We start from the raw sequence: 19,811 nt of genomic DNA, 5'->3' as shown, positions 1-19,811 counted from the left end.
CGATCACGCCTCGGCGAAGTGCTTGCGCCGGTAGGCGCGCCACGTGACGGCCCAGCGCTCGGGGTCGTCGAGGTCGTCGTGATGGGTGTGGTGCACGGTCTGGTTGTGCGGAGCGGTGCGCACGACCTCCGGGGTCTCGCGGGCCTCGCGCGCCACCTCGGCCAGGGTCGCGGCGTACTCGTCGAGCTCGGCCATGGAGTACGACTCGGTGGGCTCGAGCGTGAACGGCTGCGGAACGACGTACGGGTGGTGGCTGGTCCAGTAGTGCATGCCGAAGTCCGACATGCGGATGCCGATCTCCTCTGACGAGATGCCGGTCTCCTGGTACAGCCCCTCCCACGAGTAGCGCACCTGCTCGATGCGGCGGCGGCCGGTCGCGTACGGCGCCGATGCTCCGGGGATCTCGAGCACCTTCGCCATCAGGTAGTTGTTGTTGAGCACCGCGGTCTCGGCCGCGGCGAGCAGCCCATCCGCGCCCAGCGCCATGATCCACGAGTAGGCCTTGACGAGCGCGGGGATCACTCCGAAGAACGGGCCGACCGCGCCGATCGACTGGGCACCGGCCTCGGCGACGGCGAAGGTGCCGTCGTCTTCGCGCACGACGCGCGGACCCGGCAGGAACGGCGCGAGCGCCGAGCTCACCGCGTTGGCGCCCGAGCCGGGGCCGCCGCAGCCGTGCGGGGTGCCGAAGGTCTTGTGCAGGTTGAAGTGGCACACGTCGAAGCCGGCGTCGCGGGCGCGGGTGATGCCCAGGATGCCGTTGGCGTTGGCCTGGTCATACGAGGCGAGGGCGCCGACCGCGTGCGCCGCGTCGACCCACTCCTTGATCGCCGGGTTGTAGATGCCGGTGTCCTCGGGGTTGGTGACCATGATCGCCGCGGTGCGGGGCGACAGCGCGGCCTTCAGCGCGTCGAGCGAGGGGTAGCCCTCGGCATCGGGATACACGGTGATGACCTCGTAGCCGGCGGCCTTCGCGGCGGCGGCGTTCGACGGGTGGCTGAAGATCGTCGTGATGACCTCACGGCGCTGCTCGCCCTCGCCGTTGGCCTCGTGGTATTTGCGGATCATGGCGATGTTCGACCAGATCGCGGCCGAGCCGCCCTGCGTGTGCAGAGACACTTCATCCATGCCCGAGATCTCGGCGAGCATGCGCTCGAGCTGCCACAGGATCTCGAGCACGCCCTGCGCGTCGGCGGGATCCTGATGCGGGTGCATGGCGGTGACCTGCGGGGCGCCCGCGAGCTGGTCGTTGATCTTCGGCGCGTACTTCATGGTGCACGTGCCCTGGCCGATGTCGACGTTGAAGTCGGCGCCCAGGTTCTCCTGCGACAGGCGCAGGTAGTGCTTGAGCACGCGCATCTGGCCCATCTCGGGCAGCTTCGCCTTCGAGGGGCGGCGCAACGAGGCCGGCAGGTCGGCGACGACGTCGCCGACGGCATCCCGGATGCCTGACTCGACCCGCGAGACGAGCACGCCGCGCTCGCCGGAGGTGGAGAGCTCGAAGATGATCGGCTCGTCCCAGCGGGCCTGCTGGAAGCGGCGCAGGGCGGGCTTGGGTGCGACGGGGAGGGCCATCAGTTCTGCTCCTCTGCGAAGGCGGGGGCGGTGACCGCGGCGAGCGCCGAGGCCAGGGTGTCGATGTCGGACTGCGTGGTCATCTCGGTGACGCACACGAGCAGGCGGTGCTCGCCGAGAGCGACACCGGGCTCGATGCCCTTCTCGCGCAGGCCGCGGATGACGTCGGATGCCGGGATCGGCAGCGTGACGGTGAACTCACGCAGGTGCACGGCGTGGTCGTCGAGGGTGACGCCAGGGATCGCGGCGAGGGCCTGCTGGGCGTAGCGGGTGCGGGCGAGCAGCGTCTCGCCGAGCTCGGCCATGCCGTCGGGGCCCATGAGCGCGAGGTAGACGCCGGCGGCGATGCCCCAGAGGGCTGCGGCCGTTCCGACCCACTCCTTGCCCTCTTCGCGGTGTGCGAACGAGGTGCGGTCGTAGGCGACGTCGCCGAAGCCGTACTCGCCTGGCACGTCGGTGGACTCGAGCCCGAACAGGCGCGAGGGCATCTCCATGACGAAGCGGGTGTCGTCGTGCACGGCGATGAAGCCGCCGTGGGCGCCGCCGAACCACTGGTGCAGGCCGAGCGACTGGATGTCGCCGGTGACGATGTCGGCCCCGTGCAGCGCCGGCGGGGTGAGCACGCCGTAGCCGATCGGGTCGGTGCCGACCACGACGATCGCACCGGCCGCGTGCGCGGCATCCGCGATCTGCTGCAGGGCCGCCTCGACGGCTCCCGTCGCGCTGGGGGTCTCGATCCACACGGCGGCGACGTCGTCGCCGAGCGCCGCGGTGATCGCGGCGACGTCGGCGGTGCCGTCGGCCGTCGGGATGTGCTCGAGGGCCACGTGGGCGCGCACGTAGTCGTGCACCTTGGCGAGCTTGGCCGGCAGCACGTCGCTCGCGACGAGCACGCGGCTGCGGCCGGTGATCCGGCCCGACATCGTGAGCCCGGTGGCGGTGGCCTGGTAGCCGTCGTAGGTGGGCACGTTCACGACGTCCATCTCGAGCAGCTCGGCCATCAGCGACTGGTACTGGAACAGCGCCTGGAAGCGCCCGTGGTCTTCGTAGGGCTCGCCGGCGTATGCGGTGAGGAACTCGCTGCGTCCGATGACCTCGTCGACGACGGCGGGCACGTAGTGGTTGTAGGTGCCCGCGCCGAGGAAGCTCAGCCGCTCCTGCGTTGAGCGGTTCTTCGCGAGCAGGCCGCGCACGTGGCGGGCGAGGTCCTGCTCGGCGACGAACGGCGCCGGCAGGTCGAGCGGACGGCCGAGGCGCAGTGACTCCGGCACGTCTGCGTAGAACTCGTCGACCGAGGTGGCGCCGACGGCGGCGAGCATCGCCGCGCGCGACTCGGGCGCGGTATTGGGGATGTACGGATGCACGAACGGCTGCGTCATGCCTGCTCCTTCGCAGTGGGTGTGGTCAGGGTGATGAAGGGGATCTCGGCCGCGCGAGGAGAGGCGACGACCGCGGCGCCGTAGCCGTCGAGCTCGACGACGTCGGCGGCCTCGGCCCCGGTGAGGAGGTCGATGCCGGATGCCGGAAGCCGGAGCGCCACGGGCTGTGCGCCGTGGTTGAGCAGGAACGTGTAGTCGGTCTGGTCGTCGGAGCGGGTGACCGCCTCGGCGTTCACGTCGATCTGGTCGCGGACGGGAAGCCCGGCGGCGCGCAGCAGATCGGCGAACACGGTGATCATGCCATCGGGCGTGAGCATGGCGCTCACGTAGCTCGCCGAGCCCGCGCCGCTGCGGCGTCGGGTGACGGCGGGCAGCCCCTCGAGCACCCCGGAGGCGTAGCGACCGCGGACGTCGACATCGGCATCCGCCTCGATCCACTCCGCCCAGCTGGGCACGTCGATCGTGCCGTGCCCCGCGTCGGCCGAGCCGTACGCGATCCGCTCGACGAGTCCGTCGGCGATCGGCCACTGCTCGTCGACCTCGATGCCGAGGAGGTCGCGCAGCGGGCCGGGGGCGCCGCCGTCGTGCACCTTCTCGGTGGCATCCACCACTCCCGAGAACGGGCCGACGATCAGGTGACCGCCGCGCTCGACGAAGGTCCGCACCGCCTCGGCCTGCGGGTGCTCGGCGATGTAGAGGTTGGGCACCACGACGACGTCGTACTTATCGAACGGCCCGGTGGCGCGCACGGTGTCGACCGGGTGGCCGAGCGTGTGCAGCGCGCGGTGCCAGGCACGGGCCTGCTGGGCCCACTGCAGACGCTGCGAGGGAAGCGACTCGACCGCGCTCGACCCCCACCAGGAATCCCAGTCGACGACCAGGGCGACGCGCGAGCGCACCCGTGTGCCGCGCACCGGCTCGAGCTTGCGGAGCTCGAGTCCGAGCGCCTTCGTCTCCTGGTAGCTGCGCGAGCGCTCGCCACGGTGGCCGAGCATCGACGAGTGGAACTTCTCCTGCCCGTACTTGGCCTGGCGCCACTGGAAGAACATGACCGCGTCCGAGCCGTGCGCGACGGCCTGCAGGCTCTCGACGCGGATCTTTCCCGGCGCCTTGGGCACGTTGATGTCGCGCCAGCTGGTCGCGCTCGCCGACGACTCGAGCAGCAGCCACGGACGCCCGCCCTTGAGCGAGCGCATGAGCCCGTAGTTCAGCGCGGCGCCGACGTGCGAGGTCGGGTCGGCCGGCTCGGGGTACGCGTCATCGGTGACGATGTCTTCGACTGCGGCGAAGTCCCAGTAGTCGAGGTCGCGGAACATGCTCATGAAGTTCGTGGTGACCGCGATGTCGGGCGTGACCTCGCGCAGCACGTCGATCTCGATCTGGAAGAGCTCGAGCATGGCATCCGACGAGAAGCGCTCGAAGTCGAGCAGCTTCGTGGGGTTGATGGGTCCTGGAGCCTTCTTCGGCGTCTCGATGTGGTCCCACGACGTGTAGCGCTGGCCCCACACGTTGACGCCCCAGGCCTCGTTCAGTCCGTCGAGGTCGCCGTAGCGGTGCTGCAGCCAGCGGCGGAAGTGCCGGGCGGATTCGGGGCACCAGCAGCGCGAGACGTGGTCGCCGTACTCGTTCGAGATGTGCCACATCGCGAGGCCGGGGTGCTCGCCGTAGCGCTCGGCCATCGCGCGGGTCATGCGGGCGACGTTCTCGCGCCAGATCGGCGACGACGGGCAGTAGGTCTGGCGTGAGCCGAACTCGAGCCGGTGCCCCTCGGAGTCCCACGGCCCCATCTCGGGGTGCTCGCGCAGCAGCCAGGAGGGCGGGGTGGCCGTCGCGGTGGCGAGGTCGATGCGGATGCCGGCCTCGTGCAGCAGGTCGATGATGCGGTCGAGCCAGCCCCAGTCGTAGACGCCGGGCTCGGGCTCGAGCTGCGGCCAGCTGAAGATCGGCAGACTCACCATCGTGACGCCGGCCTCTTTCATGAGGCGGATGTCCTCGTGCCAGGTCTCCTCCGACCACTGGTCGGGGTTGTAGTCGCCGCCGTAGGCGAGGGCGTCGATCCGGACCTCCCGGATGCGCTCGTCGTCGCGGTGCTGGGTCACGGGGGCTCCTCACTGAGATGTGTGGACGAGATGCATTGTCCAATGTATTCTGTATACACAACACTAGGGCGAATCCGGGGACCGGTCAAGCCGTAGGCTGACGCTCGGGAGGGAACGACATGGCGATCGAACGGAAGAACCTCAGGTCTCAGGTGCGCGACGAGCTGCTCGCGCGCATGCGCACGGGGCTGGCGAAGCCCGGCGAGAGCATCAACGAGGTTCAGCTCGCCGCGGAGCTCGGCGTGAGCCGCACTCCCCTGCGTGAGGCGCTGATCGCCCTCGAGTCAGAAGGCCAGATCACCAGCGAGAACGGCAAGGGATTCCGGTTCGTTCCGCTCAGCGCCGGGGAGTTCGAGGACCTCGCCCCCGTCATGGCCGCTCTCGAGAGCCTGGCCCTCGAGCTGTCGCCGATCGATGAGCTGAAGAAGGTCGGCGAGCGCCTGGTCGCCCTGGCGGATGCCTTCAAGGACGAGCTCGTCGAGCACAGCCTCGTGATCAGCCGTGACGATGAGTGGCACGCGGTCATGCTCTCGGTGTGCCCCAACAAGCGCCTGCTCGACGTGATCGAGAGCGTGCGCGGCTCGTTCCACCGTTACGAGTCGCTTCTCGTCGCCGAGGACGTCAAGGTCGAGCGCGTCGCGGCAGAGCACGCGGCGATCGCCCGCGCCCTCGCCGAGGGCGATGTGCCCGCCGCCGTGGAGGCGCTGAAGGTCAACTGGATGCAGGGCATGCGCCGCATCCTCGACAACGCGTCCTCGGCGTACTTCACCGCCTGAGCCGCGGTTTCGGCGGCACGGCCGCCCGTGACGAGACGCGGCGCCGACATGCAGGATGCCGGACCGATCGCGGGGATCCGTCCGGCATCCGGCGTGTCCGCCGACCGGCATCCGTCTGCCGGCGTCAGCCCTTCACCGCGCCGCCGAGCAGGCCGGCGACGAACTGCTTCTGGAAGACCAGGAACAGGATGAACAGCGGCAGGGTGGCCAGCAGCGAGCCGAGCATGAGCCCGGAGTAGTCGACCCGGCTGAGGCCGATCATCGTGTTCAGCGCCACCGGGATCGTGTAGTTCGACTCGGTGTTCAGCATGAGCAGCGGCCAGATGAACGAGTTCCACTGGCTGATGAAGGTGTAGATGATCAGCGCCGCGATCTGCGGCCGCGCCACCGGAAGCACGATCCGGTAGAACGTGCGCAGCTCGGAGGCCCCGTCGATGCGCGCCGCCTCGATGAGCGTGACCGGGAAGTCGAGGAAGCCCTGGCGCATGAGGAAGATGCCGAAGGCGTTCGCCAGGAACGGCACGATGAGCGCCTGATAGCTGTCGATCCAGCCGACGCTCGCCATCATCTGGAACAGCGGAACGAGCAGCACCTGCATGGGGATCATCATGGTCACGAGGATGACCCCGAGCAGCACCCCCCGCCCGCGGAAGCGGTAGGTCGCGAGGCCGTAGCCGCACATCACGCTGACGATCGCGCTGAACACGGTGTAGATCACCGCGACGAGCACGCTGTTGAGCATCACCTGCCCGAACCCGATGCTCTCCTGCAGACGGCCGAGGTTCTGCCAGAACTCCCCGCCTGGCAGCAGCGGCAGCGGGGTGACGAACAGATCCGAGGTCTTGTGCGTCGAGGCGATGACCATCCACAGGAACGGCACGAGGGCCAGGATGCCGGCGAAGACGAGCAGCGCGTAGACAGGCGCGCGCAGCACGATCCGGCGCGCGAGCGGTTCGCCGCGGCGCTCGGGAACGCCCGTGCGGCGCGCTCTTCCGGTCGTGATCAGCTGAGTGGTCACGGCTTCTCCCTCATGATGCGGAACTGGACGAGCGCGATGATCGCGGTGAGCAGGACGAGCATCCAGGCGATGGCGCTCGCGTAGCCGAAGTCGAACTGCTGGAAGCCGATCTTGTACAGGTACAGCACCGGCGTGAGCGTGGCGTTGTTGGGTCCGCCGCCCGTCAGGATGAAGTTCTCGTCGAACAGCTGCAGCGCCCCGATGGTCGAGGTGACGCTGGTGAAGATCAGCACCGGGCGCAGCTGCGGCACGACGACGTGCCAGAACGTCTGCCAGCGCCCAGCGCCGTCGATGCGAGCCGCCTCGTACAGCTCGGGCGGGATGGCCTGCAGACCGGCGAGGATGATCACCATGTTGTAGCCGGTCCAGCGCCACGTGATCGAGGCGATCACGGCGACGCGCGCCCAGAAGTCGTTGTTCAGCCAGTCAATCGGACCAGCGCCGAACAGCCCGAGCGCCTGGTTCAGCAGGCCGCCGTCGGTCGTCATGATCACGCGGAACACCACCGAGTACGCGACGAGAGTCGTGATGGCGGGCAGGAAGGTGATGAGCCGGAAGCCCGAGCGGAACCTCAGCCACGACTGGTTCAGCAGGTAGGCCAGTCCGACGGCGAGCGCGATCATCAGCGGCACCTGCACGACGAGGATCAGCAGCGCGTTGCCGAGGCTCTTCGCGACGAGCGGGTCGCGCAGCATCCGGGCGTACTGGTCGAGACCGACGAAGGTCGAGACGCCCCCCTCGGTGCGGAAGAAGCTCTGCATGAGCGAGACCGCGAGCGGATAGGCGAAGAAGATGACGAGCAGAGCGGCGGCGGGCAGGACGAACCACATGCCCGGTCGCTGCATGCGGGCACCGAACCGGCGCCCTGATCCTGCCCCTCGGGCGGGCCCCGGGGCGCGCCGCGTGACGGCGTCACCCCGGGTGGGACTGACGACGGCCATCAGTCCGCGATCTTCCGACCTGTCGAGTTCGCGATCTGCGCCGCCGCGTCGTCGAGCGCCTTCTTCGGGTCCTCGCCGTTGAGCACGGCCGCTGCGACCGCGTTCGAGACGGCGTCGGCCGCCACCGACTGGTCGGAGGTGAAGGTGATCGTCGGGATCTGCTTCGTCAGCACGCCGAAAGTCTGGAAGACCTGCTGGCCGCTGAAGTACTCGCTCGGCTGCTGGAAGTAGTCGGACTCGAAGGCCGGCAGGTACGAGGGGAACAGGCCCTCGGCCTTCATCATGCCGGCCTGGTTCTCGGCATCCGCCAGCACGAACTCCATGAAGTCCGCCGCCAGCTGCGGGTTCTTCGCCTGCGTGGGGATGGCGAGCCCGGATCCGCCGTTGTTCGACGTCGCGGCATCGCCCGCGGCGAAGACGGGCAGCTCGCGCACGGCGTACGTGCCCGAGAGCTCGGGCGCCTCACCCTCGAGCGTGCCGATCCACCAGACCGCCTCGGGGGTGACGGCCGAGTCGCCGTCCTTCGCGCTCGTGACGCTCGCGTCCCATCCCTTGGCGTTCTTGATCAGGCCCTTCTGCTGCATGCTCTGCAGCAGAGTCAGCGTCTGCACCGCTTCGGGGCTGTTGACGGCGATGTCGCCGTTCTCGTCGAAGAGGCCCTGACCCTGCTGCTGCAGCATCATCGAGAACGGGCCGCCTGCCGAGAGGTCGGCGGTGAGCAGCGTCTTGCCGGTCTCGGCCTTGATCTTCTCGCCCGCCGCGACCAGGTCGTCCCACGTGGTGACCGATGCCGGGTCGACGCCGGCCGCCTCGAAGTAGTCGGTGCGGTAGAAGAGGCCGACGGTGCCGGAGTCCCACGGCACCATGCGCAGCTTGCCGTCTTCGTCGGTGCCGGTGTCCCACTTGAACGGGTCGAAGTCGTCCTTCGCATCGCCGAACACCGGAGACAGGTCGGTGAACGCCTTCGGGAACTGGCTCAGGTAGCTCTGGTTCTTGTCGGTCTCCAGCGTGATGATGTCGGGGAGGCCGGTTCCGGCCTGCAGTCCGACCGAGATCTTGTCGTACGCGTTGTCGTAGCCGATGTCGACCACGGTGATCGTGACCCCGTCGTGCTGCTTCTCGTACTCCGCGCCGAGCCGCTCGAGCGCGGTCGCGGCGACATCCCACGACCAGATGGTGATCTCTCCGGAGGCTGCGGCGTCCTTCTCGAGGTCCGCACCGCCGGATGTGGGGGCTCCGCCTCCGAACGCGCATCCCGTCAGGGCGACCGCCGCCGTCGCAGTGAGTGCGGCTGCCAGCATCCCGCGTCGCTTCATCATGACCTCCTCGTCACGTAATTGGATATTGCATACAGTACACGCGTGGTGACGATAACACCAGCGAGCGGTGTCGCTGGTAGAGACCGGCCCGCTGCGGGAGGAGAAGGGCCCGGGAACGGCAGATGCCGGGCGGATCGGAGGGATCCGCCCGGCATCCGGGGTGCGGGCTCGACGCGCATCCGCGGGCGCGGAGCGCGCGCGAAAGGGGTCAGCTGAGCGCGACGGCGAGGTCGATGAACAGCGCCGCCGACCAGCCGAAGGCCGTCGTGGCGCGCTCGGCCTTCAGCCCCGTGCGCGGGTTGTAGTACTCGTGCGGGCCCCCGCCGTGCACCACGAGGCGCACGGTCTGCTCGCGCAGCTCGCGAGCGCGCTGCGGGAAACCAGAGGCCTCGAGCCCATCGGCGACCAGGGCACTCGTGTTGACCCAGACCGGCCCGCGCCACATGCGCTCAGGCGAGAAGTCGGGATCGGAGGCGGCGACGGTCGGCAGGCCCCACTCGAGCGCGAAGCGGGCCGGGTCGTCGACGGCTGTGCGCAGCGAGTCCCGGATGCCCTCGGGCAGCGTGCCCGTGAGCAGCGGCATGAGCCCCACGACGGTGTCCGAGCGGATCTCCTCACCCGCCCCGCGGGCGAGGAAGCGACCGGCATCGGCATCCCACATCTCGTCGAGCAGCGACTGCGTGCGCTCGGCGCGGGAGAGGAAGCGGGCCGTCTCGGCATCCGGCTCATACCGGCGGAGCAGAGCCGCGATCTCACGGTCCTGACACACGAGATACGCGCCGAGGTCGGGCGCCGCGGTCGGGATCGGCCCGTCGAAGATGGGACTGTCGTCGAGACCCGATGAATAGGGGTGGCCGTACTCGGGCATCCCGTCGCCGTCGAGATCGGAGCCGGCGAACCACCAGTCCTGCGACCGGATCACCCGCCCCAGCTGCTCGCGCGCCCACTCGGGCGCATCCTCGACCTCGAGCACCTTGCCCAGCGCCCAGGCGGCCAGAGGCGGCTTGGTGAGCGGCACGGGCCTCGACGGGTCGGCGATCTGCGAGCCGGCACGGCGCAGGTTCGCCCGGTCGCTGTCGGGAAGGTCATCGCTGGTCGCCAGGATGCCCTCCTCATGCACGACATCGGGAAGCTGCCCGTCGTCGCTCGGGAAGCGGAAGGCGATCTCGAGCTGCTCGCGGGCGAGCTCGGGATCTCCGTGCCGAAGGCCCACGGCGATGAAGTAGGCGTCCCACTGCCACAGCCCCACGTAGCCGATCTTCGACGGCACGACCGCGCGGGCATCGCCGAGCGACGGCAGCTCGACGATGTTCGCACCGAGCACCCACCAGCAGAACGCGGCCATCTGCTGCAGGTCGTCGCGCACGAGGGGGCACTTCGCGAACCACTCGAGCCACTGCCGCTCGCACGCGGCGAGCGCGGCAGGGTGGTCGCCCCGCTCGACGGCGACCGAGCGATCGGCCCCGACGCGGATCCGGATGCCGGCGTCCGAGAGCGCATGCTCCTCCAGGCGGCCGTTCGGGTGGGCGAGGGTCACGTGCGCATCGTCTACGCCGCCGATGCTCAGTGCGCCCGCACCGTCGAAGGTGAGGGTGACGGTCTCGACAGCGCCGTCGCCGAAGGCGATGCGGTGCGGCTGCACGTCGGACACGGGGAGCGCACGGCCCTCGGCATCCGTCACACGTACGGCATCCAGCACCCGGCAGGCGCTCAGCCGCTTCTCGTACTCCGAGGTGTGCACGCGCACGCCCTCGCCGTCTTCGGCGCGGAACACGAGCACGCGCGAGCGCGGCAGCGTGAACGGTGCGGTGACCAGGTCGAGGTGTCGGCCGGCGAGCGCGGCGAGCGTCATGGCATCCGGCAGCACGGCATCCGGCGTGAGGGCATCAGCCATCATCGACCGCCCAGCCCCGACGCGGCCATGCTGTTGAGGATCTTGCGCTGACCGATCACGAACACGATGAGCATCGGCACGGTGGCGATCGCCGAGGCCGCCATCACGAGACCGTAGTTGATCGAGCCATGCTGGCCCTGGAACGAGGTGAGCAGCAGCGGCACCGTGAACAGGTCGGGGGAGTTCAGCAGCACGAGCGGGAACAGGAAGGCGTTCCACACGCCGAGCGCGGTGATGATCGCGAGCGCAGCGAGGCCAGGACGCAGGTTCGGCAGCACGATGCTGAAGAAGGTGCGCAGTCGCCCTGCACCGTCGACGAGGGCCGCCTCCTCGAGCTCCTTCGGCAGCGAGAGCACGAACTGGCGCATGAGGAACACGGCGAACGGGTTGGCGATCATGCCTGGGACGATCAGCGCGAGGTGCGAGTCGACCCAGCCGAGGTTCGACATCAGCAGGTAGAAGGGGATCAGCGTGACCTGCGCGGGGATCATCTGCGTCGCGAGGAAGACGATGAAGAGCACCTTGCTGCCCTTGAAGCGGATGCGCGCGAACGCGTACCCCGCCATCGACGCGGTGATGAGGGTGCCGACGACGACCAGCACGGTGATGTACGCGCTGTTCAGGTACGCCTGCCCGAAGGGCACAGCGTTCCAGGCCTCGCTGTAGTTGTCGACCGTCCACGGGTTCGGCAGGAACTCGAGCGGGTTCTGCAGCAGCTGCGGCAGCGTCTTGAACGAGGTCAGCACCATCCAGATGAACGGGAAGACCATCGAGATGCCGGCGATGATCAGGACGATGTGCAGCAGCACGGGTCCGCGGCGGCGCCTCGCCGCGCCGCCGGGGCGGCCGCGCGTCGAACCGGGTGCGACGATCGCGATCGTCGAGCCGGTGGGCGGGCCCTGGCGGCCCTCGGTCAGCGGAGATGTCATGGTGCCGCTCATTCCGGGTCGTCCTCGTAGTGCACGAACTTCTTCTGGGCGCCGAACTGCACAGCCGTGATGATGAGCGTGAGCAGCAGCAGGATGATGCTCGCTGCGCTCGACAGGCCGAACTCGAAGCGCCCGAAGCCGAGATCGTAGATGTGGTAGACGATCGTCCTGGTCGCGTTGTCGGGTCCGCCGCCCGAGACGAGCACGTAGACGATGTCGAAGGTCTGCAGAGACGAGATGAAGGCGATCACCGACGAGAAGAACACGATGGGCGAGAGCAGGGGCAGGCGGATGCTGAGCAGCAGCCGCACGGCACCTGCGCCGTCGATGCGGGCGGCCTCGATAACGGACGGCGAGATGTTCTGCAGACCGGCGAGGAAGATCACGACGTTGAGGCCGAGCGACGACCAGATCGTCACGATGCACACCGCCAGCAGCGCCAGGCGCGGGTCCTGCAGCCAGTTCGGCGGGTCGATGCCGAACACGCGGGCGATGGTGGTCGAGAGCACGCCGTCGACCCGGAACATCTGCTGCCAGATCATGGCGATCGCGACGGTCGCGGTGACCACGGGCGAGAAGAAGAGCACCAGGTACAGCGCGCGGGTCTTCAGCTTCTCGAGCGCCACCGCGACGATCACTGCAAGGGCGAGGCCGATGGGGACGGTGATGATCGCGATGAGCAGGGTGTTGAGGATCGAGCGGCCGAGAAGCGGGTCCTGCAGCTGATCGACGAAGTTGTCGAGGCCGACCCATGTCAGCTCACCGAGGCCGTCCCAGTCCGCGAAGGCGAGCACGAGGCTCGCCACGAACGGCAGGACGACGAACAGTCCCATGCCGATCAGCTGGGGGCCGACGAAGACGTACCCCCAGAGTCGGTCGCGGCGGCGCCACGCCGCCTCCTTGCGCATGGGCTGGGCGGATGCCGCAGGGGTGACCTGCGGCATCCGCTCTGCCTCGGTGAGCTGAGCCATGGTTACTTCTTCGACCGTTCCTCGACCAGCTTCGCGACGGTGTCGAGGCTCTGCTGCGCGTCGGTCTTGCCCTCATAGAGCCTCTGGAACTCCTCCGCGATCGCCACGGGCAGGCCGGGCACTCGGGCCTCTGCGGCATAGTCCTCGAAGCCGATGTCGCGCATGTCGAGGAAGGTCTGGGCGTGGGCGGGGTAGTCGTCTTCGAGCACGACCTCATCGGCGCCCTTGATCGACGGCACGGCGTTTCCGCCGCCCTTGAGGCGGAAGATCTGTCCCTCGGCGCTCAGGAACTCGGTCCAGAAGGTGAAGGCGGCGTCCTTGACCTTGGTCTTGCCGTTGATCGCCAGGAAGCTGGTGGCCACACCGGTGGGTGCGGGTTCGCCGTCGGGCGTGGGCCAGCGCACGATGTCGTACGCGTCTTCGACGCCGGCGGACTTCACGGTGCCGATCGTGTAGCGGCCCTGCACGAAGAACCCGGCCTTGTGGGTGACGAAGACGCTGTCGGCCCCCGCACCGTCGGGCAGGGTGTCTGCCACGACGAAGGTGCCGTCCTGGAAGAGGTCGCCGAGCTGCTGCATCGCGTCGACCGTGGCCTCGTCCTCGTTGCCGACGAACGCGCCGCTGTCGTCGTACGGCGCGTCGACGCCCTGCGACGACAGCCAGCTCCAGTGGGTCGCCCAGTAGTTCCAGAACATCGAGCCGGTCAGCTTCGCGTCGTGCAGCTTCTCGTTCATCTCGAGGTACTTGTCGGTCGTCCACTCGCCGCTCTCGGCGAGTGCAGCCGGGTCCTCCGTGATGCCGGCGGCCTTCAGCGCCTCCTTGTCGTACCAGAGCACGTCGGGGTTGGAGTCGTTGGGCGCGGCGTAGACCTCGTCGTCCTTCTCGGCGGCGCCGAAGAGACCGGGGTAGAAGTCGTCGTGCTTCGTCTTGCTCTCCTTCGAATCCATCAGCTCCTTGAGGGGCATCAGGCGGTTCGAGTCGACGAACTGGCCGATCATGTCGTCGCCGACGTAGAAGACGTCGGGGGCGGTGTTGCTGGTCAGCTGGGCGAGCAGCTTCGAGTGGTAGTCGCCGTAGCCGGCGACCGGCTGGAACTTCACCTTGATGTCGGGGTGACGGTCCATGAAGTCCTCGTTGAACTCCTTGTAGCGGGTGAGCTCGTCTGCGGTGCCCCAGGTCGACCACACGACGGTCGCCGTGCCGTCTGCGGCGACGCCGCCGCCGTTTCCGCCGCCTCCGCTGCAGGCGGCCAAGCCGAGGGTGAGCGCGCCGACGGCCACGCCGGCGAGATACTTCCGATACTTGGAGCGGGACATTCCGCCACCTCTTTCATCATTGGAAGAGCCGGAGCACCGGCCACGAGTCGAACCTAAGTATTTTGTATACAGAACACACCATCTGTCAATCTCCGTGACCATACCGAGACCGCCAGCGCCTCGAGCGCCTGCTCCGGGCAGGCACTCGAGGCGCACGATCAGAGCACGCGCGACAGGAAGCGCTGGGTGCGATCGCTCGACGGGCGCGAGAGCACCTGCGCCGGGTCGCCCGACTCGACCACCACTCCCCCGTCGACGAACGTGAGCGAATCGGCCACCTCGCGCGCGAACCCGATCTCGTGGGTGACGAGGACCATCGTCATCCCCGCCTCAGCCAGAGACTTCATCACCTCGAGCACCTCGTCGACCAGCTCGGGGTCGAGTCCGGACGTCGGCTCGTCGAACAGCATCACGGCGGGCTGCATGGCGAGCGAGCGCGCGATCGCCACACGCTGCTGCTGACCACCCGACAGCTGACTCGGATACTTGTGCGCATGGTCGCGCATGCCCACGCGCTCGAGCTGATAATGAGCGTTCTCGACGGCATCCGCCCTGGTCATCCCCTTCACCTTCACCTGAGCGCAAATGACGTTCTCGAGGGCGTTCATGTTGTTGAACAGGTTGAAGCGCTGGAACACCATGCCGATGTCGCGGCGGAAGCGCGCGAAGTCCTGCGGGCGCCACTCGTGGAACCGACCCTCGCGGGGGGTGTACCCGACTGCTTCGCCGTTCACCCGGATGACGCCGTCGTCGATGCGCTCCAGGGCATTCAGGCATCGCAGGAAGGTCGACTTGCCCGAGCCGGACGGGCCGATGATGCACGCGACCTCTCCCCGCTCGACCGTGAAGTCGATGCCCCGCAGCACCTCGGCGTGCCCGAACGACTTGCGCACCCCTTCGGCGACGATGATCTTCTCGGTCATTTCAGGTCCTCCGTCGGCACCCGGATCACGCCGGTCTTGAACAGTCCGCCCTCGCCCGCCGCCGGCGACGGGCGCCGCCGCGACAAGGGCACGACGGTGCTGTTGCCGAACTTCTTCTCGAGCTTGCTCTGGAGATAGGTCGCGATCGCGGTGAGCAGCATGTACCAGAGGCTCACCACGATGAGCAGCTCCATGATCTTGCTGTTCTCCTTGTAGATCTGGCTCGCGTTGGTCATCAGGTCGTTGCCCGCCACCACGTACACCAGGGAGGTGGTCTTCAGCATGCCGATGAACTCGTTGCCGAACGGCGGAATGATGATGCGCAGCGCCTGAGGCAGCACGACGATGCGTAGCCGCTGAGATGAGGTCATGCCCAGCGAGCTCGCCGCCTCGGACTGCCCGAGGTCGACCGCCTGGATGCCCGCTCGCACGATCTCGGCCGCGTACGCGCCGAGATTCAGTGCCAGACCGAGCACCGCGGCGTTGAACCCTGTCATCACCGTGTTCGTGTCCCACTCGTATCCGACGCTGGTGCCGGGGATCGCGATCACCAGCGTGGGGAACAGGAAGGCGAGGTTGAACCAGAAGATCAGCTGCACGAGCACGGGTGTACCGCGGAAGAACCAGATGTACAGCGTGCTGAGCAGCTGCGCGACGGGATTCGACGAGAGCTTCATCACGGCGAGCAGCACGCCGATCGCGAGACCGATCACGGTCGAGATGATCGACAGCGCGATCGTCACGCCGACGCCCGAGAGGATCTTCGGGAAAAAGACGTAGTAGCCCACGTCCGCCCACGACAGATGCGGGTTCACGGCGAGCGCATAGCCGAAGCCGGCGACGGCGGCGATGCAGATCAGCGCGACGATCAGCCGGCCCGGGTGCCTCAGGCGAACGATGTTGCCCGCGTGCGGCCAGGCATCCGCACGGGTCGTCACGTCAGTCGACGACGTCATCTCAATTGCCCTTGTTGACGGTCGCCTCGTCGATTCCCATGCCGCCCAGGTCCCAGGCATCGAGGATGTCTCGGTAGGAGCCATCCTGCATGAGCTGGTTCATGGTGTCCTGCGTCAGGCTGATCAGGTCGGTCGCCTCTGGCGCGATGCCGATGCCGAAGAGCGCGTCGCCGGGGATCTCGACCGCTTCGAGCTTGTCGCCCGACAGACTCACGCGGTACTGCGCGACAGGGAAGTCGTTCATGCCGGCGTCCGCGCGGCCGTTCTGCAGCTGGAGCAGCGCCTCGGGGTCGTTGGCGAAGCCGAGGATCTCGATCTTGTCGGCACCGGCCGCGACGCACTCCTCGCTGTAGGTCTGGGCGAGCTGCATGTAGTAGCCGTTGTCGAGCACGGCGAGAGTCTTGCCGCACATGTCCTCGGGAGTCTTGATGCCCTTCGGATTGCCCTTCGCGACCACGAACGCTCCGGCCGACGTGGCATAGTCGACGAACGACACCTTCTCGCGACGCACCTCGGTGTCGTTGAGCCCCGAGATGACCATGTCATAGCGACCGGATGCGACACCGGGCACCATCGCGTTCTGATCGGAGTTCTCGATCTTGAGCTCGACGCCCCAGAGCGTGGCGAGCGCGCGGGCGAAGGACATGTCGACGCCGATCATGGTCTCGCCGTCGCCGTCGAACATCTCCATGGGCGGGTAGCCGTCGGCGGTCGCGACCGCGAGACCGTTCTTCCTGATGTCGGCCGGCACGCGCGCCGCGAGGTCGTCGTCGACGTCGAGCGTCTTCAGCACATCGGCGGCGAGGTCGCCGGTGGGGATCTCGACGGCGGAGGCCGCAGCCGCGCCGGTGTCGTCGTCGGTGGAACCGACCGGCTTGCCGCCGCAGCCGACGAGCATGAGTGCGCCTGCGACGGCGGCTGCGGTCAGGACGACTCTGGCCTGCGTGATCTTCATGATGTTCATCTCTCTGTGTGAGTGGTCATCACCGGGTGATGGGTTCGGCGATGACAGGTGGGGTGTGCGGTTCCTGGGCGTTCCATCGGGTCGTGCCGCCGACGACGGTGCGCAGCACCTCGGCGTCGCGCAGGGCGGTCGCGTCGACGACCGCGGGGTCGCGGTCGAGCACGATGAAGTCGGCCAGCATGCCCGTCGCGAGCCGGCCTCGGTCGCCGTGCCCCGCCGTGCGGGCGGCCGCCGAGGTGTAGGCGCGCCAGGCTTCGGAGCGCGTCAGCCGCTCGTGCGGCTGCCAGCCCCCGGCTGGCGTCGCGTCTGGTCGCTGGCGGGTGGTGGCGGCATGGATGCCGTGCAGCGGGCGGATGCCCTCGACCGGGGCGTCAGAGCTGAACGCGACAGGCACGTCATGGTCGAGCAGCGTGCGCCAGCCGTACGAGACGAGGTCGCGCGAGCCGAGCCGCCGCTCGACCATGTCGATGTCGGACGTGCACGACTCGGGCTGCATGACGGCGACCGCACCGCTGCGGGCGACCAGCGCGAGATCGTCATGGCGCACGTGCTGTGCGTGCTCGATCCTGTGCGGCACGGCCGCGCCGATCGCGACGCCCCGTGACGCGGCGAGCGCGCCGGCCGCGTTGCGCACGGCGCCGTCGCCGATCGCGTGGATCGCGGTCGAGAATCCGAGGTCTGCGCAGCGTGCGATCGCGCGGCGCAGTTCGACGGCGTCGATGGCCTCGACGCCGTGACTGTCCGGGCGGTCGGCGAACGGCTCGGTGAGGAAGCAGGTGTGCGAGCCGAGGGCCCCGTCGGAGAAGAGCTTGACGCCGCCGAAGTCGAGCCACTCGTCGCCGCTTCCCGTGCGGATGCCGGCCGCGGCGGCCTCGTCGAGCTCGGCCTCGATGGTGAGCTTGTGCACCCGCAGCGGCAGGGCGCGGTCGGCGGCGAGGCGCTGAAACGTCTCGCGGGCGATGCGGTCGTCGATGTCGTGGATGCCGGCGACTCCCGCTCGCGCGAGGTCGTGCAGCACCCCGAGGATGCGGGCCTCGATCGTGCCGCGGATGCTGCGCTCGATCTCGTGCTGCACAGCGAAAGCCGGCGCCTCGGCGACGACCCCGTCCGGCGCGAGGCGCGGGTCGACTCCGAGACGGGTGAGTGCCGCGGTGTTGAGCCAGTAGGCGTGCAGGTCTGCGGAGTGCAGCGCGACGGGCAGGTCGCCGGTGGCGTGGTCGAGTGCGGAGAGGTCGGCAGGCCGGCGGTCGGACCACGTGCCGGCGTTCCATCCGGCGCCGAGCAGCCAGCCGGTGTCGGTGCGCCCGGCCCCTGCGCGCAGCGCTGCCCCCGCCTGCTGTGCAAGCTGTTCGAAGCCGTCGGCTGCCGAGAGGTCGACCTCGAGCGACCGGGTGGCGAGCTGCACGGTGTGCACATGGGCGTCGATGAACGCCGCCGCGATGTGTGCGCCCTGCAGATCGACGCGGGCGGCTGCTGCGGGTGCGGCGTCGCGACACTCGTCGACGGATCCGATGAGAGCGATCCGCTGACCGACGACGAGCATGGCCTGCGCGTCGGGTGGGCGCGTGCCAGCGGTCGAAGATCGGCCGAGCCGGGTGTGCACGGTGGCGTTCTCGAAGATCGTCGTCGACATTCGGCTCTCTCTAGGACGGGGTCGACGAGTCAGAAGCATCGTCGCTCTGTATGCAGAATACCGCATTCAATATTCTGCGCAACTTCGCCGGTCTCCACGGGCTAGGGTCGAGCCGTGAGCCTTCTCGTCACCGTGCCCACCGACCGCCTCGCCAAGGGTCTCGGCGATCTGCCCGACGGCGTCGAGCTGCGCCTCTGGGATCTGCGCTCGCCGGCCCCTGCCGACCGCATCGACATCGTCGTGCCTCCCTATATGGGCGGGCCCGGCGTGCTGGCAGCGCTCGACGGGATCGACATCGGGCTCGTGCAGGGCCAGTCGATCGGCTACGACGGCGTCGCCGCGGCGCTGCCATCTGGCATCCCGTTCGCGAACGCCGCCAGCGTGCACGAGGCCTCGACCGCCGAGCTCGCGGTCGGCATGATGATCGCCGCGCAGCGTCGGCTGCCGCGCTTCGCTCTTGCCCAGGAGCGTGGCGAGTGGTCACCCGTCTTCGCTGAGAGCCTCGCCGACCGGCGCGTGCTGCTGGTCGGCTTCGGCGGCGTCGGCACGGCGATCGCGCGACGGCTCGCGCCGTTCGAGGTCGCGCTGACGGCAGTGGCGAGCACGGCCCGCACCGAGCTGGTCGACGGCGTCGGCGAGATGGCGGTGCACGGCATAGACGAACTCGACGCGCTGCTGCCCCAGGCCGAGATCGTCGTGCTGAGCCTCCCAGCGAACGACCACACCCACCACCTCTTCGACGCAGAGCGGATCGCCCGTATGGCACCAGGCGCACTGCTGGTGAACGTCGGGCGCGGGCCGCTGGTAGAGACGGATGCCCTGGTCGCCGCGCTGCGCTCGAATGCGATCCGCGCGGCATCCGATGTCTTCGAAGAAGAGCCCCTGCCGGCCGGCCACCCACTGTGGACCGCACCGAACCTGCTGATCACGCCGCACGGCGGAGGCGCGTCCACCGCGATGAACCCGCGCATCGCTCGGCTCATCCGCCGACAGATCGACCGGATGCTGGCGGGTGAGCCTCCCGTGAACGTCGTGCTGCCCGGCTCCTGACCCACACTCTGAAGGACGTTCTCAACATTGAAGGACTTTGCGCCGACAGGCATCCTTCAGAATTGCGA

Annotated in this window: 16 protein-coding genes; 2 read left to right on the top strand and 14 right to left on the bottom strand. The window is 68.6% G+C overall.

From position 1 onward, the window contains the following. Positions 1 to 3 precede the first annotated feature (3 nt). The 3 genes from gcvPB to JOE67_RS09950 are packed head-to-tail and all read right to left on the bottom strand — an operon-like array spanning position 4 to position 5,053. Positions 4 to 1,575: an aminomethyl-transferring glycine dehydrogenase subunit GcvPB gene (gcvPB, locus tag JOE67_RS09960; protein ID WP_204975427.1), complete on the bottom strand. Its 1,572-nt coding sequence runs from the start codon at positions 1,573 to 1,575 to the stop codon at positions 4 to 6. Continuing rightward, on the bottom strand, positions 1,575 to 2,954 hold the full coding sequence (gene gcvPA, locus JOE67_RS09955; protein WP_204975426.1) for an aminomethyl-transferring glycine dehydrogenase subunit GcvPA: 1,380 nt from the start codon (positions 2,952 to 2,954) through the stop codon (positions 1,575 to 1,577). Before gcvPA ends, gcvPB begins: the two co-directional genes overlap by 1 nt. After that, positions 2,951 to 5,053 carry a beta-galactosidase gene (locus tag JOE67_RS09950; protein ID WP_204975425.1) on the bottom strand — a complete coding sequence of 701 codons (2,103 nt, stop codon included), beginning with the start codon at positions 5,051 to 5,053 and terminating at the stop codon, positions 2,951 to 2,953. The genes gcvPA and JOE67_RS09950 overlap by 4 nt, the downstream gene beginning before the upstream one ends. Positions 5,054 to 5,172: 119 nt before the next feature. Between JOE67_RS09950 and JOE67_RS09945 the strand changes: the two genes are divergently transcribed. After that, positions 5,173 to 5,829, top strand: coding sequence for a GntR family transcriptional regulator (locus tag JOE67_RS09945; protein WP_204975424.1), 657 nt, complete (start codon positions 5,173 to 5,175; stop codon positions 5,827 to 5,829). A gap of 124 nt (positions 5,830 to 5,953) precedes the next feature. Here JOE67_RS09945 and JOE67_RS09940 read toward each other — a convergent pair whose 3' ends face one another. The 11 genes from JOE67_RS09940 to JOE67_RS09890 form a co-directional block, all read right to left on the bottom strand. Beyond that, complete coding sequence (locus JOE67_RS09940) at positions 5,954 to 6,847, bottom strand: ABC transporter permease subunit (RefSeq protein WP_204975423.1); 894 nt, start codon at positions 6,845 to 6,847, stop codon at positions 5,954 to 5,956. Then, positions 6,844 to 7,692 carry a carbohydrate ABC transporter permease gene (locus tag JOE67_RS09935; protein ID WP_239528076.1) on the bottom strand — a complete coding sequence of 283 codons (849 nt, stop codon included), beginning with the start codon at positions 7,690 to 7,692 and terminating at the stop codon, positions 6,844 to 6,846. The genes JOE67_RS09940 and JOE67_RS09935 overlap by 4 nt, the downstream gene beginning before the upstream one ends. A gap of 95 nt (positions 7,693 to 7,787) precedes the next feature. Next, entirely contained in the window at positions 7,788 to 9,107 is a 1,320-nt protein-coding gene (locus JOE67_RS09930; protein ID WP_239528074.1) for an ABC transporter substrate-binding protein, read from the bottom strand. A gap of 208 nt (positions 9,108 to 9,315) precedes the next feature. Next, positions 9,316 to 11,001, bottom strand: coding sequence for an amylo-alpha-1,6-glucosidase (locus JOE67_RS09925; protein WP_204975421.1), 1,686 nt, complete (start codon positions 10,999 to 11,001; stop codon positions 9,316 to 9,318). Further along, a complete protein-coding gene (locus JOE67_RS09920) occupies positions 11,001 to 11,930 on the bottom strand; it encodes a carbohydrate ABC transporter permease (protein WP_204975420.1) in 930 nt (309 codons plus the stop codon). The genes JOE67_RS09925 and JOE67_RS09920 overlap by 1 nt, the downstream gene beginning before the upstream one ends. Positions 11,931 to 11,938: 8 nt before the next feature. Continuing rightward, positions 11,939 to 12,901 (bottom strand): carbohydrate ABC transporter permease, encoded by a 963-nt coding sequence (locus JOE67_RS09915; protein WP_204975419.1) that lies wholly within the window; start codon positions 12,899 to 12,901, stop codon positions 11,939 to 11,941. Positions 12,902 to 12,903: 2 nt separating this feature from the next. Beyond that, complete coding sequence (locus JOE67_RS09910; protein WP_204975418.1) at positions 12,904 to 14,217, bottom strand: ABC transporter substrate-binding protein; 1,314 nt, start codon at positions 14,215 to 14,217, stop codon at positions 12,904 to 12,906. Between the two features lie 158 nt (positions 14,218 to 14,375). After that, positions 14,376 to 15,140 (bottom strand): amino acid ABC transporter ATP-binding protein, encoded by a 765-nt coding sequence (locus tag JOE67_RS09905; protein WP_239528072.1) that lies wholly within the window; start codon positions 15,138 to 15,140, stop codon positions 14,376 to 14,378. Continuing rightward, positions 15,137 to 16,096, bottom strand: coding sequence for an amino acid ABC transporter permease (locus JOE67_RS09900; protein ID WP_204975417.1), 960 nt, complete (start codon positions 16,094 to 16,096; stop codon positions 15,137 to 15,139). The genes JOE67_RS09905 and JOE67_RS09900 overlap by 4 nt, the downstream gene beginning before the upstream one ends. 1 nt (position 16,097) lies before the next feature. Then, on the bottom strand, positions 16,098 to 17,051 hold the full coding sequence (locus tag JOE67_RS09895; RefSeq protein WP_204975416.1) for an ABC transporter substrate-binding protein: 954 nt from the start codon (positions 17,049 to 17,051) through the stop codon (positions 16,098 to 16,100). 28 nt (positions 17,052 to 17,079) lie between these two features. Continuing rightward, positions 17,080 to 18,693 (bottom strand): amidohydrolase, encoded by a 1,614-nt coding sequence (locus JOE67_RS09890; protein WP_204975415.1) that lies wholly within the window; start codon positions 18,691 to 18,693, stop codon positions 17,080 to 17,082. 114 nt (positions 18,694 to 18,807) lie between these two features. Here JOE67_RS09890 and JOE67_RS09885 point away from each other — a divergent pair, with 114 nt between their 5' ends. Next, the gene (locus JOE67_RS09885; RefSeq protein WP_204975414.1) at positions 18,808 to 19,743 is read left to right on the top strand and encodes an NAD(P)-dependent oxidoreductase; all 936 of its coding nucleotides are present in this window, start codon (positions 18,808 to 18,810) and stop codon (positions 19,741 to 19,743) included. The last annotated feature ends 68 nt before the right edge of the window (positions 19,744 to 19,811 follow it).

This window comes from Microbacterium esteraromaticum, from assembly GCF_016907315.1.
In the GTDB taxonomy this organism is placed as follows: Bacteria; Actinomycetota; Actinomycetes; order Actinomycetales; family Microbacteriaceae; genus Microbacterium; species Microbacterium esteraromaticum.
This window is presented reverse-complemented; position numbering and strand designations above follow the sequence as displayed.

Coding starts and splice junctions, on each gene's coding strand:
- gcvPB (WP_204975427.1), bottom strand. CDS start 1,575: ATGGCCCTCCCCGTCGCACCCAAGCCCGCCCTGCGCCGCTTCCAGCAG.
- gcvPA (WP_204975426.1), bottom strand. CDS start 2,954: ATGACGCAGCCGTTCGTGCATCCGTACATCCCCAATACCGCGCCCGAG.
- JOE67_RS09945 (WP_204975424.1), top strand. CDS start 5,173: ATGGCGATCGAACGGAAGAACCTCAGGTCTCAGGTGCGCGACGAGCTG.
- JOE67_RS09935 (WP_239528076.1), bottom strand. CDS start 7,692: ATGCAGCGACCGGGCATGTGGTTCGTCCTGCCCGCCGCCGCTCTGCTC.
- JOE67_RS09930 (WP_239528074.1), bottom strand. CDS start 9,107: ATGATGAAGCGACGCGGGATGCTGGCAGCCGCACTCACTGCGACGGCG.
- JOE67_RS09925 (WP_204975421.1), bottom strand. CDS start 11,001: ATGGCTGATGCCCTCACGCCGGATGCCGTGCTGCCGGATGCCATGACG.
- JOE67_RS09920 (WP_204975420.1), bottom strand. CDS start 11,930: ATGACATCTCCGCTGACCGAGGGCCGCCAGGGCCCGCCCACCGGCTCG.
- JOE67_RS09915 (WP_204975419.1), bottom strand. CDS start 12,901: ATGGCTCAGCTCACCGAGGCAGAGCGGATGCCGCAGGTCACCCCTGCG.
- JOE67_RS09910 (WP_204975418.1), bottom strand. CDS start 14,217: ATGTCCCGCTCCAAGTATCGGAAGTATCTCGCCGGCGTGGCCGTCGGC.
- JOE67_RS09905 (WP_239528072.1), bottom strand. CDS start 15,140: ATGACCGAGAAGATCATCGTCGCCGAAGGGGTGCGCAAGTCGTTCGGG.
- JOE67_RS09900 (WP_204975417.1), bottom strand. CDS start 16,096: ATGACGTCGTCGACTGACGTGACGACCCGTGCGGATGCCTGGCCGCAC.
- JOE67_RS09895 (WP_204975416.1), bottom strand. CDS start 17,051: ATGAAGATCACGCAGGCCAGAGTCGTCCTGACCGCAGCCGCCGTCGCA.
- JOE67_RS09890 (WP_204975415.1), bottom strand. CDS start 18,693: ATGTCGACGACGATCTTCGAGAACGCCACCGTGCACACCCGGCTCGGC.